We start from the raw sequence: 14,157 nt of genomic DNA, 5'->3' as shown, positions 1-14,157 counted from the left end.
GCTGCCGGAACTCGACGGTATCGCCTCCACGGCCAACAGGCCTCCGGGCGCTTTGCCCGGCACTGCCAGCGAACCGCTCCCGGAAACGGTCGCCCGCCGCATCCATGCTGCCCGCCAGGCAGCATGGATGCGCGATGCGGCACAATTTTCGCTTGGGCCTCAAGTTTTAGCCGATCGAGGGCGCAGCGGCCGGCGTTGGCTATTGCCCCGCTATCAATGCCGCGCTAAGGGCACCGTCCGCACAGGGGCGTAGCTCAGCTGGTTAGAGCGTCGGTCTCCAAAACCGAAGGCCCTCGGTTCGAATCCGAGCGCCCCTGCCATTTCGGACTCTCGCTGTTTTTTCCGCGCATCCGCTTGCTGGCGGCGTCGCCCTTTGGTGGATTTTCCACAAGAAGATCAAAGGGTTTACGGTACTCAGCTGAAAGCGTTCGATCTCGAAACGAGCAGTTCGAAAGTACCACAGAAAGCACGTGTTTTTTGGCGGCCAAATCGGCTTCTAGGAACCTTCGCTTCGAATCCTGGGCAACCGACAGCAGCGCGATTCCGTCGTCGAAATAGCTCAGGTCGGCATCGTGGCGCCGCTCCAGTTCCTTCGCGACCTTCCGTTCCTGATCCCGAAACTGCGCCGTGAGTGCGCTGTAGATCTCGTCCTCGATACGGCCATCTAGGTTATCCATGTAGATCTGCTTCATGCGCTCCCGCAGCCGTTCCCTCTCCGTCTGGAGCCGGGTGACCGCCGCATCATGCTCCTTGTGGACGTGCGCGAAGCTCTCCCGGAGTGCGTTCCTGAGCCACTCGAACATCTCGGGCGACAGCGACACGCGATCGAGCATGTCGCCGATCTGCTCGAGCAATACCTCCTCGCGCACATAGGGCTCCGGGCACTTCCCCTTAGCGTGGCTGCAGCGATAGTAGATGTATTTCTCCTTCTTGATGTCGCCGACCAACGCGCAGCCGCAATGGCCGCAGCTGATCATGCCGGTGAACAGGAAGTCCTTTTCGATGCCCCGAACGCGAGCGGTATGGCGCCCGTCAAGGACGCCTTGGACCCGCTCCCAGGTCTCGATCGACACCAAGGGTTCATGGGAGCCCTGATAACGCTTGCCGATCCACTCGAACTCGCCGGTGTAGATGCGCGAGCGCAGGATCTTGTGGACGCTGCTCGTGCTGATCGGCTTGGCGCTGCCCCGGAAAGTCATTCCATCCGCCCGCGCACGGGCGGCGGCTTGTTTCAGCGAATACATCCCGGTCGAGTACCACTCGAAGAGCCGGGTCACGCGCGGACCCGTGTCGGGCTCGACCTCGATCACCCGCTTGCCGTTCGAGCCGAGGACATTGCGATAGCCCGTTGGCGCTACGGACGGCCAGATCCCCTGCTCCGCCTTCTCCAGCATCCCCTTGCGGACCTCTTCGGAGAGATTGTCGATATAGTTCTTGGCCATCAGCACCTTGATGCCGTGCAGGAACTTCTCCGAGGAGCGCGAGTCGGGCGCGAGAACGATGTTCTCCTTCACGAAATGGATGCTGAGATCGAGATCGTCGATCGTCACCCAGTCGCGAAGGTTGCGGTAAAGGCGGTCGGTCTTCTCGACCAGGACCGTGTCCGTCGCCGGATGGCTCCTGAGATACGCGATCATCTCGCCGAAGTAGGTCCGCCCGCTCGCCTTGGCGGTCTCGATGTCGATATACTCGCGGACGATCCGATAGCCTTGCTCCTCGGCATAGGCTTTGAGGAGCTTGATCTGCGACTCAACCGAGAAGCCTTCGCGCTCCTGCTCCTTCGAGGACACGCGCGCGTAGAGCACGGCGCGCTTGGACTTCTGCACCGGTTGCCGGCGGTTCGATTTCATTCGCTTCATGGACGCATACTCGCTGACATGATCGCCAGCCGCACACGCGTGAGGGCACCGCTGGCCGCCCTCCAGTCTGGCCGCGAAGTCGCAAATGGCAAGAGGTCAAGGGCGAGACTTATCCGGTTTGGAGATGGTTTCGGCGCGGGGACGGACGATCCCGCCAAGGCCCATCAACGCCCCCGCGAACATGGTCATGTTCTCGATGATCTCATGGGCATCGAGCTCGCTGAGCGGCTTCGGGTAATAGGGCTGCCATACCTTGATCGTCTGCTCGATGAGCGTCCGCGAATAGCGCCTGCGGACGCCAGGACCGCGCCCACCGGCGGGATTCTCGATCGGGCCGGGATCCGTCCAATGCCGAGGCGCCTCCTTCCTTCGTGCCATGTCAGCTGGCCGTCGCGGGTGCCCGCCTCCGCTTCGCGAACTCCCGATCGCTGTCGAGGAATGCGCTGAGCATCGCGGGCACAAGTTCGGCCACCGGCTCTTCGCGCCCATAGGCCTCGGCATAGAGCGCGGCATATTCGGAGAGAGCCAGGTGCAGATCAGGCGAGATCGAAACCGCCAGCTTGACCGGCGTACGATCAGGCAGCTTGGCGAGGCGCAAGCCGGTCACGGCCTTGTTCCCGTCCAGGCCGGCAGCAGCAGATCCTTGTGCAGGATGACGCGCAGCGGCCAACCCGGCCGCACGCGGATGGTCGGCTGGACGTCGAGCGCGCGCTCCACCAGCCTGTCGCCGGCGCGCGCACCGCCTTGTTGAGCGGACTCGCGGATCGCACGAACCAGATCACTTTCGTCGTTGCCGAGCGAAAGCTGCGTGCCGACCCCAAGAAGCGTCGAGAGGCCGACGCCCTTCAAGAGCTGCCAGCTATGCAGGTCGAGCTTGTCGGCGAGCCCAGCATAGCCCTGCGTGTCGGTCGCGGGCAGATTGTCGACGCTGATCGAACTTCCGTCCGGCATCAGAATCCGCTGCCAGACGACCAGCGCCCGGGTCTGACCAAACGCGACCACGGAGTCGTAGCGGCCGAGAAGTCTCGCGCCCTGCGGGATCAGCAACGTCCTGCCAGTCGGGCTGTCGAAAACGGGCTGGCTCACTTGCGCGATGACGAAACCCGGCAGGTCCGAATTGAGGCCGGTGATGAGGCTGGCTGCGATTACACTGCCCGCGCTCAGCACCGTGGACGCCGCCGCCGGCTGGAGGCGGCCGGGATCGACGACCTCGTCGCCCGCCCTCCGTTCGAGAAAGGCGAGCTTTCCGCCTTGGCCGGCGGGAGCGCTCCCCGGCGACGCAGGTACCGGCGCCGCGGCCGGTGCCATCGGGTCGAGTCCGGCCTGAGCATGGTTCGTCGCGACCATCACCCCGGCTTCGCGCGCCGCCTTGCGCTCGGCCGCCACGCGCTGCCGTTCGGCTTCGATGGCCTGCGCCGCCTGCGCGGCGTCCTGATCGATCGGCGCCATAGGCTCGGCGAGGCTGCGCTGATGGTCGAGGATCGGCTTGCCAAGGTCTCCCGGCAGCGGCGGCCCGAGCTTGGGTATATCGCCATAGCCCTTGGGCACCTTGCCGAGCGCGTCTTCCGCGCTTCCCGGCTGCGGGTCCGCGCTGGCCTCGGTCGGAGCGCTGGGAGCAAGATGGATCGGCTTGAGGCCAAGCCAGGCGATGCCGGCGACCGCGGTCGAGCCAAGCAGTGCGGCTCCGACGATCACGCCACGCCGGAACCGCACCACCGGCCGCGGTCGCGCCCGCAGCACCAAAGTCTCAGGATCGGCCTTTGGAGCGGGTGCTGCCACAGCCTCAGCTTCCGGGGCGGCTTCAGTCATGGCGCCCTCCGCGGTGCTTGCGCCCGTCGTCACGCGTGATCCGCACCACCTGCTGCTTCTTACCGCCGAGCCGGAGCTCGGCCGCGGCGAAAAGCCGGTCGACGATGTAGAAGCGCCCGGCGACGCGGTAATTGACGAGTTCGGCCGCGCCGTCCGGACCAATCAAGAACAACGGCGGCGCATCGTCCTGGGCGATGCCGGCGGGGAATTCGACAAAGGTCTGGTGGCCATCGTCGAAGGCGCGCAACGGCCGCCAAGCGGGATTGTCGCCGCTGATCCGATAGCTGAACCGTAGCGCCTCGAGCGGGACGCCTGCGGCAATCGGCCGCGCGGCTTCGGCAGCGGTCGCCTCACGCCGGAGCATGATCAGGGCATCGGCCGGATAAGTCCAGGACACCGCCGCCATTGCGGTCGCCGGAGTGCTGGCGAGTTCGAGGTGATAGCTTCGCCTATCGGTGGTCACGACCAGGTTCGTGGCGAGCCCCGCGCTGAACGGCTTCAGGAGGATATGCGTGCGCTTGCCCTCCCCGCTTCCGCTGCTGGTGTCGCCGATCGTCCAGCGGGTGGTGTCCCCCGCAGCTATCGCGACTAGCGCCTCGCCGGGCTGGAGTGCGATGTCGGTGACGCGCTCGGGGGCCCCAAACACGCGGTAGAGCGTGCCCTCGACATAGGGGTAGATTTGCACGGCCCCGAGATAGCCGGCGGCGGTCGGTTCGCGGGTCGCCGCGCGATTGGCCTCAGCGACACGACCCGCCGCCTTGGGTAGCCGATAGGGCCGCCGTGGCTCGACGGGCAGGGCCGCGGACGGCGGTGCGGCGACCTGGGCGGGCGGCGTGACGCCCGAGGACGGCGCCGATACCGGCGCGGGACCGGGCGCCGGGACGGTCTGGGCGTGGAGAGTGCCGGCAAGCAGCAGGCCGGGCATGGGCAGAAAATGGCGGATCATTGTACGGACTCCGTCTTGGGTTCGGGGATCGGGGTGGCCACCGGAGCAGGTGCGGTGGGCGCAGGCGGTGCCGGGGCCTCGAGCTCGCGGCTCCAGTCGACCGCATCGACATAGAGGCCGAGCGGATTGCGCCGGAGCACGTCAGCACTCTTGGGCGGCCGGAGGCGCACCGTCAGGATCGCGGTCCAGCGCGTCGTGCCCGCGAGATTGCCACGCGCGAATGCGCTCTCCGTCCACTTCAGCTGGAAGGAACTGGGCGAGGCGCGCACGACGCTGGTCACCTGAACCGACACCGACTTGTCGCCGACCTGAGCGAACGGATTGGCCGCGCGGGCATATTCGCTCAGCTGGACGTTGCCCCGCTCGGTCACGAAGTCATAGGCCTGGAGCCAGTTCTGCCGCATCAGCACCGGGTCGAGCGACACCGAGCGCACGTCGAGGATGAACCGGCTGAGGAACCATGCGATTTGGGGATCGGTCGGCGTGTAGGCGGTGTCGGCCGGCGATACCGCCTGGGCCTGACCGAGCTGATCGACCGCGACGACATAGGGTACGACGCGGCTCTGCATCGACTGCCAGATCAGGCCAGCGGACAAGCCGCCGATCACCACCAGCTCGCCAAGCGCCGTCAGCCGCCAGCTATGCGCCTGAACCCGCGCCGAGCCGATCCGCTCGTCCCAAAGCTGTCCCGCGCGCTGATAGCGCGTTTCGGGCTCGGGGGTGGTGCCAAAGCGCTGGCTGCTCCTTCGGAACTGCATCATTCGTCCCTTTCCTTGATGTCGGGGGTGGCGGAGGCGCCGCCGCGATCGCCCTCCTTGAGCGTCTGCAGCGCGGCCTGACGGTGATGGCGGGCGGTCTGCTGCGCGCGCAGGTCGCGCGCCCAGCCGGGCATAGCGCCACCCTGCCCGTCGGAAGCCGGCGGCGACCCGCCGCTCCCGCCTCCGGTGTTGCCGGCAGTCCAGGCGGCGTTGCCGCCGCGCTCGGCGGCTCGGCCGAGACCCAGCGCCGCGCCCGCACGCTGGCGCATCGCCCCGGCAGCGGCCGTCACGACCCCCGACATGCCAGCACTCACGGAGCTGGAACCCGAAGTCTCCTGGCCGAGCTTATAGGCGGTCGAGGCAGCGCTCCCCATCGAGGTGCCCGCGCGGATCGCGCCCAGCCCTGCGCCGCCCGCCATCCGGGCGGCCCCGGCCACGGCGCCGCCGCCCAGCATCGCGCCGCCGGCCACCGCCGCAGCGGTGCCGATCGCGGCGCCTGCACCGAGCTGGGGCGCGCCAGCGACCAAGCCGGAAGCGACGGACGGTCCGAAGATGCCCAGGCCAAGCAAGGTCATGCTCGCCAACACGAGGCTCATCGCCTGGCCGAGATCGGGCTCGGTGCCCTTCGCGGCTTCGGCGAACTCGGTGAAGAAGCCCGAGCTGATGCCGATGATGACGGCGAGCACCATGATCTTGATGCCCGAACTGACCACCGATCCAAGCGTGCGCTCGGCGAGGAAGCTGGTGCGATTCCACAATGCGAACGGCACCAGGATGAAGCCTGCGAGCGTGGTCAGCTTGAACTCGAGGATGGTGATGAAGACCTGCACCGCCAGCACGAAGAACGCGATGATCGTGATCGCCCAGGCAATCAGCAGCACCATGATCGTCATGAAGTTGCTGAAGAAGCTTGTGAAGCCGAGCAGGTCCTTGGCCTGGTCGAGCAGCGGCCAGGCCGCAGCGAAACCGGTGCCCGCCAAACGCCCAGGCTGGAGCAGTTGGTCCGCGGTCATCGTCCCCCCGGCAGCGGTCAGCCCGGCCTGGGTAAAGGAGCGGAATAGGATGTCGGCGAGACGCGAGAAATTGTTCAGGATGAAGGCAAACGCGCCGACATAAAGGATCTTCTTGAGCAGCTTGCCGAGAACATCGGTCTCGCCGCCCATCGCCCAGAACAAGCCGGCCAGCGTGATGTCGATCGCGATCAACGTGCTGGTGAGGAAGCCGATGTCGGGACCGAGCAGCCCGAAGCCGTGGTCGATATAGCGGATGAAGTCCGCCAGGAACCGGTCGATCACATTGAGGTCGTTCATCGCGTCACATCCTCAAAGGGTGCCGCAGGGCGCATCGTCGGGGGCGCACGCTTGCGCCCTGCGGCGCTCGGCGTCGGGGGAGGCACCGTCGCCGAGCAATGTGGTCAGCGCGGCGTGTAGGCCGTGCCCGAGCCGAGGAACTTGGTGGTCGTCGCGTGTGCATCGAGTTCGGCCTGGGCGCGCCGCGCACTGTCGGTCGCTTCGGCGCGGAACTGGGCCGCGAGCAGCTGCTGGATCTGCAGCTGCTGCTTGGCGGCGAGCGCGAGTAGCTGATTGGTCGCCTGTGCGGCCTGCAGCCCACCGACCGCGTTCTGGCTCCTCTCCGAGAGCTTGCCGAGCGTGGCGACGTCGGCCTCGACATTTTCGGCGATGTCGGCCTGGACCTTCATCGTGTGGCGGAAACCCGCCATCGCCGTGTCGAGCCGCGCCTTGGCCTGCGCCGCGAGTGCGTTGGCTCCAGCCCGCGCGTCGAAGTCGGGAAAGAGCTTGCCGAACTGCTGGTCGACCTGACCGACCCGAAAGGCGACGCCCTGTGCCTGCTGGATCAGCTGGCCGATCTCCTTCATTCGCGCGGTCAGCTCGGCAAGGTCTGGAAAGTCGGTCCGCGCCATGGCGAGCGCCTGGTTGCGGAGCATCTGCGCCTCGTTCTGGAGCTGCTGGATCTGCTGGTCGATGATCTTCAGCGTGCGCGCCGCATTGGCGAAGGAATCCACATCGACGATCGCGATCTGGGCCTGGACGGGCGCGGGCACGACCATCGCAGCGACGCCGACGGGAAGCGCGGCACGGAGGAGCAAGGCAAAGGCGAAGCGGGACATGATGGTCACTCCTGGGGCAGGATGCTGGCGGTGCCGGCGAGGATCTCGGCTGCCCAATCCAGGCCGGCGGATTGGAGAAAACGGGCAGCGAAGTCTAAGCCGAGACCGGACGCCAACGCGGCATCGATCCGCTTCTGGCTGTCGGGATCGGAGGCGCCGCAGAGCGCCAGGGCGAGCGGCCCGAGGCCAAGCTCGAACAGCCGGTTGCCGCGCGCGGATTGCAGGTAATAGTGCCGCTTGGGCGTGGCGCGGCTGATCAGCTCGATCTGGCGGTCGCTGAGCCCGAAGCGCTGATAGGTCTCGCGCAGCTGCGGTTCGACCGCGCGGTCATTGGCGAGCAGGATCCGCTGTGGGCAGCTCTCGAGCAGCGCCGGGGCGATCGACGAGCCGGCGATATCGGCCAGGCTCTGCGTCGCGAAGACCACCGCGACATTCTTCTTGCGCAGCACCTTCAGCCATTCGCGGATACGCGCGGCGAAAAGCGGATGGTCGAGGAAGATCCAGGCCTCGTCGAGCACCAGCAAGGTCGGCCTCCCGGTGAAGCGCGCTTCCAGACGATGGAAGAGATAGTGCAGCACCGGCGCGACCACGCTCGGCTGACCCATCAGCGCCTCGGTCTCGAAGCATTGCAGGTCGGCAAGCGCGAGATCGTCTTCGGCCGCATCGAGCAGCCGGCCATAGGGCCCTTCGAGCGTATAGGGCGCGAGCGCCACCCGCAGCGCCGCCGACTGGAGCAGCAGCGCAAGACCGGTCAGGGTGCGCTGCTCGACCGGCGCGGTGGCGAGGCTCTGCAACGCCGACCAGATCATGTCCTTGATCTCGGGCGTGGGCGCGACGCCTTCATGCGCGATCAGCGCAGAGATCCAGTCGCTCGCCCAGACGCGGTCGGCGGCGCGGTCGATGCGCCGCAGCGGCTGGAAGGCGAGGTTGTCACCAATACCGTCCAGCCCCAGCGCATGATGACCGCCGCCACAGGCCAGCACCGCCGCACGCGCCGATAGGCCCTTGTCGAAGATATAGACCTGCGCGCCTGGATAGCGGCGGAACTGCAAGGCGAGCAGCGCCAGCAGCACCGATTTGCCCGCACCCGTCGGCCCCACGACGAGCATATGGCCGACATCGCCGATATGGGTGGAGAGCCGGAACGGCGTGGCACCACTGGTCTCGGCATAGAGAAGCGGCGGACCGTCCAGATGGTCATTGCGCTCGGGCCCAGCCCAGACGCTCGACAACGGCATCAGGTGCGCGAGGTTCAGCGTATGGATCAGCGGCTGGCGGACATTGGCATAGGCATGGCCGGGCAGCGAGGAGAGCCAGGCCTCGACCGCGTTGACGCCTTCGCGACGAATGGTGAAGCCCAGACCGTTGACGATGCGCTCGACCGCGCGAACCTTGGCCTCGACCGCGGCACGATCGCGATCCATCACCGTCACGGTCGCGGTCAGATAGCCGAAAGCGACATGGTCCTGGCCGAGCGCCTGCAGTGCCGCGTCGCTGTCGGCGGCCTTGTTGTCGGCGTCGCTGTCGGTGAGCTGGGCCGGCTGATTATACATCACCTCGCGCAGCATCGCGGTCATCGACTTGCGCTTGTTGAACCATTGCCGACGAATACGGATCAGCGCCTTGGTCGCCTCGGTCTTGTCGAGCGCGATGAAGCGCGTGACCCAGCGATAGGCGAAGTCCTGATGGTTGAGCGCATCGAGCAGCCCAGGCCGGCTCAAGGTCGGAAAGCCGGCGATGGTCAGCGTGCGGACATGGGCTTGCCCAAGCATCGGCTCGAGCCCGCCGGTCAATTCGGTATCGACGAGCAGGCCGTCGAGATAAAGCGGGGTCTCGGGCACCGCGACCGGATGGCTCCGCTCGGAGATGGCGCGGTGGAGATAGGTCAGTGTCTCGCCGTCCTCCAAAGCGCGCATCTCGGGGAGCAGCCCGGACAGGAGATCCTGGATGCGATCGGTCTCGCCGACGAACTGGGCCAGTGCCTCGTGCCAGTCGCGCCCCTTCCCCTCCCCGCGATCGAGCATCGCCCGGCTTGCCGCGTCGGTGCGATCCGGCTCGGGCAGATATTGGAGGGTCAGAAGGTATCGGCTCTCGAAATGGGCGCGGCCGCCTTCGAAGCCGGCGCGGCGTTCGGCATCGACCAGGGCCGACACGGGATCGGGAAAGTCGCTCTTGGGATAGCCCAGCGCCTCGCGGCGCTCGGCCTCGACATAGAGCACCCAGCCCGAGCCCAGGCGGCGCAGCACGTTGTTGGTCCTGGCGGAGATGCCGATCAGTTCGGCCTCGGTCGCGCTTTCGAGATCGGGCCCGCGAAAGGCGAAGCTGCGCTGGAAGCTGCCGTCCTTGTTGAGGATCACGCCCGGCGCGACCAAGGCCGCCCAGGGCAGATGGTCGGCGAGCCGATCGGCACGGTGCCGATATTCGCGCAGGTTCAACATGCGAAGCGTCCCTTCTGGCGGAGGTGCCGGAGCAGGATGGGCAGGAATTCGGGATCGCGGCGCGCAGCGAACACCGAGACGCTATGGCCGAGGAGCCAAAGCGCGACGCCGGCCAACCATTGCTGGAGCCCGAGGCCTACCGCTGCCGCCAGCGTGCCGTTGATGATCGCCAGGCCGCGCGGCGCGCCGCCCAGCAGGATCGGCTCGGTCAGCGAACGGAAGATCGGGACCTCGAACCCCTCGATAGGCTGGCCGGCGGCGTTCACGACAGCAGGGCCCCGCCGCCGAAGCTGAAGAAGCTGAGGAAGAAGCTCGACGCCGCGAAGGCGATCGACAGGCCGAAAACGATCTGGATGAGGCGCCGGAACCCGCCGGCGGTCTCGCCGAATGCCAGCGTCAGGCCGGTAGTGATGATGATGATCACCGCGACGATCTTGGCGACCGGCCCCTGGACGGATTCCAGCACTTGCTGGAGCGGTTCCTCCCAGGGCATCCCCGCGCCCGACGCCTGCGCGACGCCCGCCGCCAGCATCGCCGCCGCAACTATCGCGGCTCCCGGCACGCGCGCGGATTTCATGCTACTGATTTTCATTAGGATACTCCTTCGCTTGGGTGAACGGGGCAAAATCGCGGACCGCGTAGTTGCCGTCCGGGTCGATCCCGGAGAGCGCGGCGATGGTCTCGATGCGGCGCGCGGCACCGCGGCCGGCGATAAACACGACCAGGTCGATCGCCTCGGCGATCAGCCGGCGCGGCACGGTGACGACCGCTTCCTGGACAAGCTGCTCGAGCCGGAAGAGCGCGGCGAACGCGCTGTTGGCATGGACGGTGGCGATCCCGCCGGGATGGCCAGTGTTCCAGGCCTTGAGCATGTCGAGCGCCTCGGGCCCGCGCACCTCGCCGACGATGATCCGGTCGGGGCGCAGGCGCAGCGTCGACCGGACCAGATCGGCCATCGTCACGATGCCCGGGCGGGTGCGCAGCGCCACGGTGTCGGGCGCCGGGCATTGCAGCTCGCGCGTGTCCTCTATCAGGATGACGCGCTCGTCGAGCGAAGCCATTTCGGCGAGCAAAGCATTGGCAAGGGTGGTCTTGCCCGAGCTGGTGCCGCCGGCCACAAGGATGTTGCGGCGCTCGCGGACCCCGAGCGCCAGCAACGCTGCGCCCTCGCCCGACAATATGCCGTCACGGACATAGTCGGCGAGCGTGTAGAGCCGGGTCGCAGGCTTGCGGATCGAGAAGCAGGGCCCGAGCGTCACCGGCGGGAGCAGGCCTTCGAAGCGCTCCCCACCCCCGCTCTCATGCGGCGGCAGCTCGGCCGAGACGATCGGCGCATCGTCATGCGCCTCGGTGCGGGCATGGGTCGCGACCAGCCGGATAATCCGCTCGACCTGTTCGGGCTCGACGCGAACCTCGGTGTCGATCCGCCCCTCCCCGAGCAGGTCGAGCCTGAGCGCCCCGTCGGGATTGACCATGACCTCCAGCACGCGGCTGTCTTCGAGCGCCGCGGCGATCCCCGGCCCCATCGCGGTGTGGAGCATCGCCCGGCGGCGATCGGCGGACTCGGTGCCGGACGCGCTCATTGCTCGCCCTCCGGGTCGAGCGTGCGCTTGCCCTCGGCGATGAGCCGGCCGACCTGGCCGACAAAGGCGTGGAAGCGGTCGCGGCCGAGCGCCCGGCCGGCCTTGTCGTCCTCCCGCAAGGGCGGCGTGACGTTGAGGAAATAGCGCACGAGCAGCGCGAAGGATTCGAGCAGCACCTGCCCATCCCGTTCGATCCGCGCCAGCTGGTTGCTGATCCGGTCGAGGCGGACCTTGAGCAGGTCGTCGACCTCGCGGGCGCCCTGGCGCAGGAAATAGGCGCTGAGCGCGGCACTGACGATCGCCGACTTCGATCCGCCCGGCTTCCGCGCGAGCGCCTCGAGCTGCTCGGTGAGCCCCTCGTCGAGATAGAGATGGTGGCGCGGTTTCATCGCCGGCTCAGAAGCTCGGCACGAGGTCGTCATCGCGACCCTGGCCTTCGTTGAGGGCATGCGCCCGGGTGACTGCGTCCAGACCGCGCACGCGATCCATGGCGCGCCGGTCGACAGCGCCGTCTTCCTCTTCCTCGCCCAGCCCGAGCGGGTCGCCGGTACCGGCAGGCTCGCGTGCGACCGGAGCCTCCACGGCAAGGCCGGGATGCCGCTCCTGCTGGACACCGCCTTCGTCCGCGGCGGCGGCAGCTTCGGCTGCGCCCGAATTGTTCGCTTCCGTCGCGCCCTCGGCATCGGCATCGGAATTCCCGGCCTCGGCCGCACCCTCGGCGTCGGCCAGCAAGCGGATGTCGGTCCCCCGCGCGTCGTCGCCCCAGTCGTCGGGTCGCGGCGCCGGACGGTCGCCATGGCCGGTGTCGGCAAGCGGGGGCGGCGGGCAGATCCGCGCGCTGAAGGCAGGGTCCTCGAAATAGCGCAGCTTGTTGGCGCGGATCGGGGCGAGCCCCGAGACCAGGACGAGCTCGTCGCCGGCGGGCAGCTGCATCACCTCGCCGGGAGTCAGCAGCGGCCGGGCGGTCTCCTGGCGGCTGACCATGACATGGGCGAGCCAGGGTGCGAGACGGTGCCCGGCATAGTTGCGCATCGCACGCTGCTCGGTCGCGGTGCCGAGCGCGTCGGATATCCGCTTGGCAGTCCGCTCGTCATTGGTCGCGAACGCCACGCGGACATGGCAATTGTCGAGGATGGCGTTGTTCTCGCCATAGGCTTTGGAGATCTGGTTGAGCGACTGGGCGATCAGATAGGCGCGGATGCCGTAGCCGGCCATGAAGGCGAGCGCAGTCTCGAAAAAGTCCAGCCGCCCCAGGGCCGGAAACTCGTCGAGCATCATCAGCAGCTGGTGCCGGTGGCCGCCATGATCGGCGTCGAGTCGTTCGGTCAGGCGGCGCCCGATCTGGTTGAGGATGAGGCGGACCAGCGGCTTGGTCCGCGAGATATCGGACGGCGGGATGACCAGATAGAGCGATACCGGATGCGCCGCCTCCACCAGGTCGGCGATCCGCCAGTCGCAGGTCGAGGTGGCCAGCGCGACGGTCGGGTCGCGGTAGAGCCCAAGGAATGACATGGCGGTGGACAGCACACCCGAGCGTTCATTGTCCGATTTGTTGAGCAGTTCGCGGGCGGCGGATGCAACCACCGGATGGACGCGCGGCGCATCCGCGGTGCCGAGATGGTTGGTCGCCATCATCCGCTTCAGCGTGTCGACGAAGGAGCGCTGCGGATCTGACAGGAAGGTCGCGACCCGGGCGAGCGTCTTTTCCTCCTCGGCATAGAGGATATGAAGGATCGCGCCGACCAGCAGCGAATGGCTGGTCTTTTCCCAGTGCGAGCGCCGCTCGAGCGCCCCTTCGGGATCGACCAGGATATCGGCGATATTCTGGACGTCGCGCACCTCATGGTCGCCGCGGCGGACCTCGAGCAACGGGTTGTAGCGCGCCGAGCGTGTGTCGGTGGGGTTGAACAGCAGGCAGTAGGAGAAGCGCGACCGCCAGCCTGCGGTCAGCTGCCAGTTCTCCCCCTTGATGTCGTGGACTACCGCCGAGCCGGTCCAGCTGAGCAAGGTCGGCACGACCAGGCCGACGCCCTTGCCCGAGCGCGTCGGCGCAAACGCCATGACATGCTCGGGACCGTCATGACGCAGGTAACGCCCGCGCAGCCGTCCCAGGAACACGCCGGCATCACCGCGAAGTCCGGCGGCATGAACTTCCCGCGGCGTCGCCCAGCGCGCCGACCCATAGGTGGTGACATTCTTCGCGTGGCGCGACCGCCACAGCGATCCCGCGACGGCCGCAGCGCAGCCGAAAAAGCCGCTCGCGCCGGCAAGCATCCCTGCCTTGTCGAAGATATGGGGGGCATAGGCGTCATAGCGAAACCACCAGCCGAACAGTGCCCAGGGCTTGTAGAAGCGATAGCCATCGAGGCTGAACCAGGCCGGACCGAGCTCGGGCTGATCGCCCAGCATCGTCGCAGCCCACTGCGTCGCAGCCCAGACGCCCAGCATCATGATCGCGAACACGATCAGAATCTGGCCGATAAGGAGCTTGGTCGGTGTCATGAGGCCCTCGCTCGGCGGCGCGAAGGCGCGCGGCCGGTGAGCCAACACTGAGCCGGTCGATCAGAATCTCTTACGGCCTTTAGGACCGCCGTCCCCCGCCCTCGCCCGACGGAGCGATTTATCGACTAGGGGTC

At 67.3% G+C, this 14,157-nt stretch carries 13 protein-coding genes, 1 tRNA gene and 1 pseudogene; 1 reads left to right on the top strand and 14 read right to left on the bottom strand.

Annotation, left to right across the window (positions count from 1 at the left end):
- Positions 1 to 243 precede the first annotated feature (243 nt).
- Positions 244 to 320: transfer RNA gene (locus J2W22_RS22680), tRNA-Trp, on the top strand.
- Positions 321 to 839: 519 nt separating this feature from the next.
- On the opposite strand, the pseudogene J2W22_RS22675 reads toward J2W22_RS22680, so the two are convergent.
- The 14 genes and pseudogenes from J2W22_RS22675 to J2W22_RS22610 form a co-directional block, all read right to left on the bottom strand.
- Positions 840 to 1,850: pseudogene (locus J2W22_RS22675) on the bottom strand (recombinase family protein); the annotation flags it as partial.
- A gap of 105 nt (positions 1,851 to 1,955) precedes the next feature.
- On the bottom strand, positions 1,956 to 2,237 hold the full coding sequence (locus J2W22_RS22670) for a hypothetical protein (protein ID WP_307120541.1): 282 nt from the start codon (positions 2,235 to 2,237) through the stop codon (positions 1,956 to 1,958).
- A gap of 1 nt (position 2,238) precedes the next feature.
- Positions 2,239 to 2,466: a DUF2274 domain-containing protein gene (locus J2W22_RS22665; RefSeq protein ID WP_184000626.1), complete on the bottom strand. Its 228-nt coding sequence runs from the start codon at positions 2,464 to 2,466 to the stop codon at positions 2,239 to 2,241.
- Entirely contained in the window at positions 2,463 to 3,668 is a 1,206-nt protein-coding gene (locus tag J2W22_RS22660) for a TrbI/VirB10 family protein (protein WP_307120540.1), read from the bottom strand. Before J2W22_RS22660 ends, J2W22_RS22665 begins: the two co-directional genes overlap by 4 nt.
- The gene (gene trbG, locus J2W22_RS22655) at positions 3,661 to 4,614 is read right to left on the bottom strand and encodes a P-type conjugative transfer protein TrbG (protein WP_307120539.1); all 954 of its coding nucleotides are present in this window, start codon (positions 4,612 to 4,614) and stop codon (positions 3,661 to 3,663) included. Before trbG ends, J2W22_RS22660 begins: the two co-directional genes overlap by 8 nt.
- The gene (trbF, locus tag J2W22_RS22650) at positions 4,611 to 5,372 is read right to left on the bottom strand and encodes a conjugal transfer protein TrbF (RefSeq protein WP_307120706.1); all 762 of its coding nucleotides are present in this window, start codon (positions 5,370 to 5,372) and stop codon (positions 4,611 to 4,613) included. The genes trbG and trbF overlap by 4 nt, the downstream gene beginning before the upstream one ends.
- Entirely contained in the window at positions 5,372 to 6,682 is a 1,311-nt protein-coding gene (gene trbL / locus J2W22_RS22645; protein WP_307120538.1) for a P-type conjugative transfer protein TrbL, read from the bottom strand. The genes trbF and trbL overlap by 1 nt, the downstream gene beginning before the upstream one ends.
- Positions 6,683 to 6,786: 104 nt before the next feature.
- Positions 6,787 to 7,500: a P-type conjugative transfer protein TrbJ gene (gene trbJ / locus J2W22_RS22640; protein ID WP_307120537.1), complete on the bottom strand. Its 714-nt coding sequence runs from the start codon at positions 7,498 to 7,500 to the stop codon at positions 6,787 to 6,789.
- A 5-nt stretch (positions 7,501 to 7,505) separates the two neighbouring features.
- The gene (gene trbE, locus J2W22_RS22635) at positions 7,506 to 9,938 is read right to left on the bottom strand and encodes a conjugal transfer protein TrbE (RefSeq protein ID WP_307120536.1); all 2,433 of its coding nucleotides are present in this window, start codon (positions 9,936 to 9,938) and stop codon (positions 7,506 to 7,508) included.
- Positions 9,932 to 10,204 (bottom strand): VirB3 family type IV secretion system protein, encoded by a 273-nt coding sequence (locus J2W22_RS22630; protein ID WP_184170924.1) that lies wholly within the window; start codon positions 10,202 to 10,204, stop codon positions 9,932 to 9,934. Before J2W22_RS22630 ends, trbE begins: the two co-directional genes overlap by 7 nt.
- Positions 10,201 to 10,470: a TrbC/VirB2 family protein gene (locus tag J2W22_RS22625; protein WP_444875423.1), complete on the bottom strand. Its 270-nt coding sequence runs from the start codon at positions 10,468 to 10,470 to the stop codon at positions 10,201 to 10,203. Before J2W22_RS22625 ends, J2W22_RS22630 begins: the two co-directional genes overlap by 4 nt.
- 46 nt (positions 10,471 to 10,516) lie before the next feature.
- Positions 10,517 to 11,521 (bottom strand): P-type conjugative transfer ATPase TrbB, encoded by a 1,005-nt coding sequence (gene trbB / locus J2W22_RS22620; RefSeq protein ID WP_307120534.1) that lies wholly within the window; start codon positions 11,519 to 11,521, stop codon positions 10,517 to 10,519.
- Positions 11,518 to 11,910 (bottom strand): CopG family transcriptional regulator, encoded by a 393-nt coding sequence (locus J2W22_RS22615; RefSeq protein WP_307120533.1) that lies wholly within the window; start codon positions 11,908 to 11,910, stop codon positions 11,518 to 11,520. Before J2W22_RS22615 ends, trbB begins: the two co-directional genes overlap by 4 nt.
- 7 nt (positions 11,911 to 11,917) lie before the next feature.
- On the bottom strand, positions 11,918 to 14,023 hold the full coding sequence (locus tag J2W22_RS22610) for a conjugal transfer protein TraG (protein ID WP_307120532.1): 2,106 nt from the start codon (positions 14,021 to 14,023) through the stop codon (positions 11,918 to 11,920).
- Positions 14,024 to 14,157 lie beyond the last annotated feature (134 nt).

This window comes from Sphingomonas kyeonggiensis (assembly GCF_030812785.1).
Lineage (GTDB): Bacteria > Pseudomonadota > Alphaproteobacteria > Sphingomonadales > Sphingomonadaceae > Sphingomonas > Sphingomonas kyeonggiensis_B.
The sequence above is the reverse complement of the archived record's forward strand: the minus strand, read 5'-3'. Positions and strand labels throughout refer to the sequence as shown.

Excerpts from the sequence above, each read along its gene's own strand:
- J2W22_RS22670 (WP_307120541.1), bottom strand. The coding sequence starts at position 2,237 with ATGGCACGAAGGAAGGAGGCGCCTCGGCATTGGACGGATCCCGGCCCG.
- J2W22_RS22660 (WP_307120540.1), bottom strand. The coding sequence starts at position 3,668 with ATGACTGAAGCCGCCCCGGAAGCTGAGGCTGTGGCAGCACCCGCTCCA.
- trbG (WP_307120539.1), bottom strand. The coding sequence starts at position 4,614 with ATGATCCGCCATTTTCTGCCCATGCCCGGCCTGCTGCTTGCCGGCACT.
- trbF (WP_307120706.1), bottom strand. The coding sequence starts at position 5,372 with ATGCAGTTCCGAAGGAGCAGCCAGCGCTTTGGCACCACCCCCGAGCCC.
- trbL (WP_307120538.1), bottom strand. The coding sequence starts at position 6,682 with ATGAACGACCTCAATGTGATCGACCGGTTCCTGGCGGACTTCATCCGC.
- trbJ (WP_307120537.1), bottom strand. The coding sequence starts at position 7,500 with ATGTCCCGCTTCGCCTTTGCCTTGCTCCTCCGTGCCGCGCTTCCCGTC.
- trbE (WP_307120536.1), bottom strand. The coding sequence starts at position 9,938 with ATGTTGAACCTGCGCGAATATCGGCACCGTGCCGATCGGCTCGCCGAC.
- J2W22_RS22625 (WP_444875423.1), bottom strand. The coding sequence starts at position 10,470 with ATGCTGGCGGCGGGCGTCGCGCAGGCGTCGGGCGCGGGGATGCCCTGG.
- trbB (WP_307120534.1), bottom strand. The coding sequence starts at position 11,521 with ATGAGCGCGTCCGGCACCGAGTCCGCCGATCGCCGCCGGGCGATGCTC.
- J2W22_RS22615 (WP_307120533.1), bottom strand. The coding sequence starts at position 11,910 with ATGAAACCGCGCCACCATCTCTATCTCGACGAGGGGCTCACCGAGCAG.
- J2W22_RS22610 (WP_307120532.1), bottom strand. The coding sequence starts at position 14,023 with ATGACACCGACCAAGCTCCTTATCGGCCAGATTCTGATCGTGTTCGCG.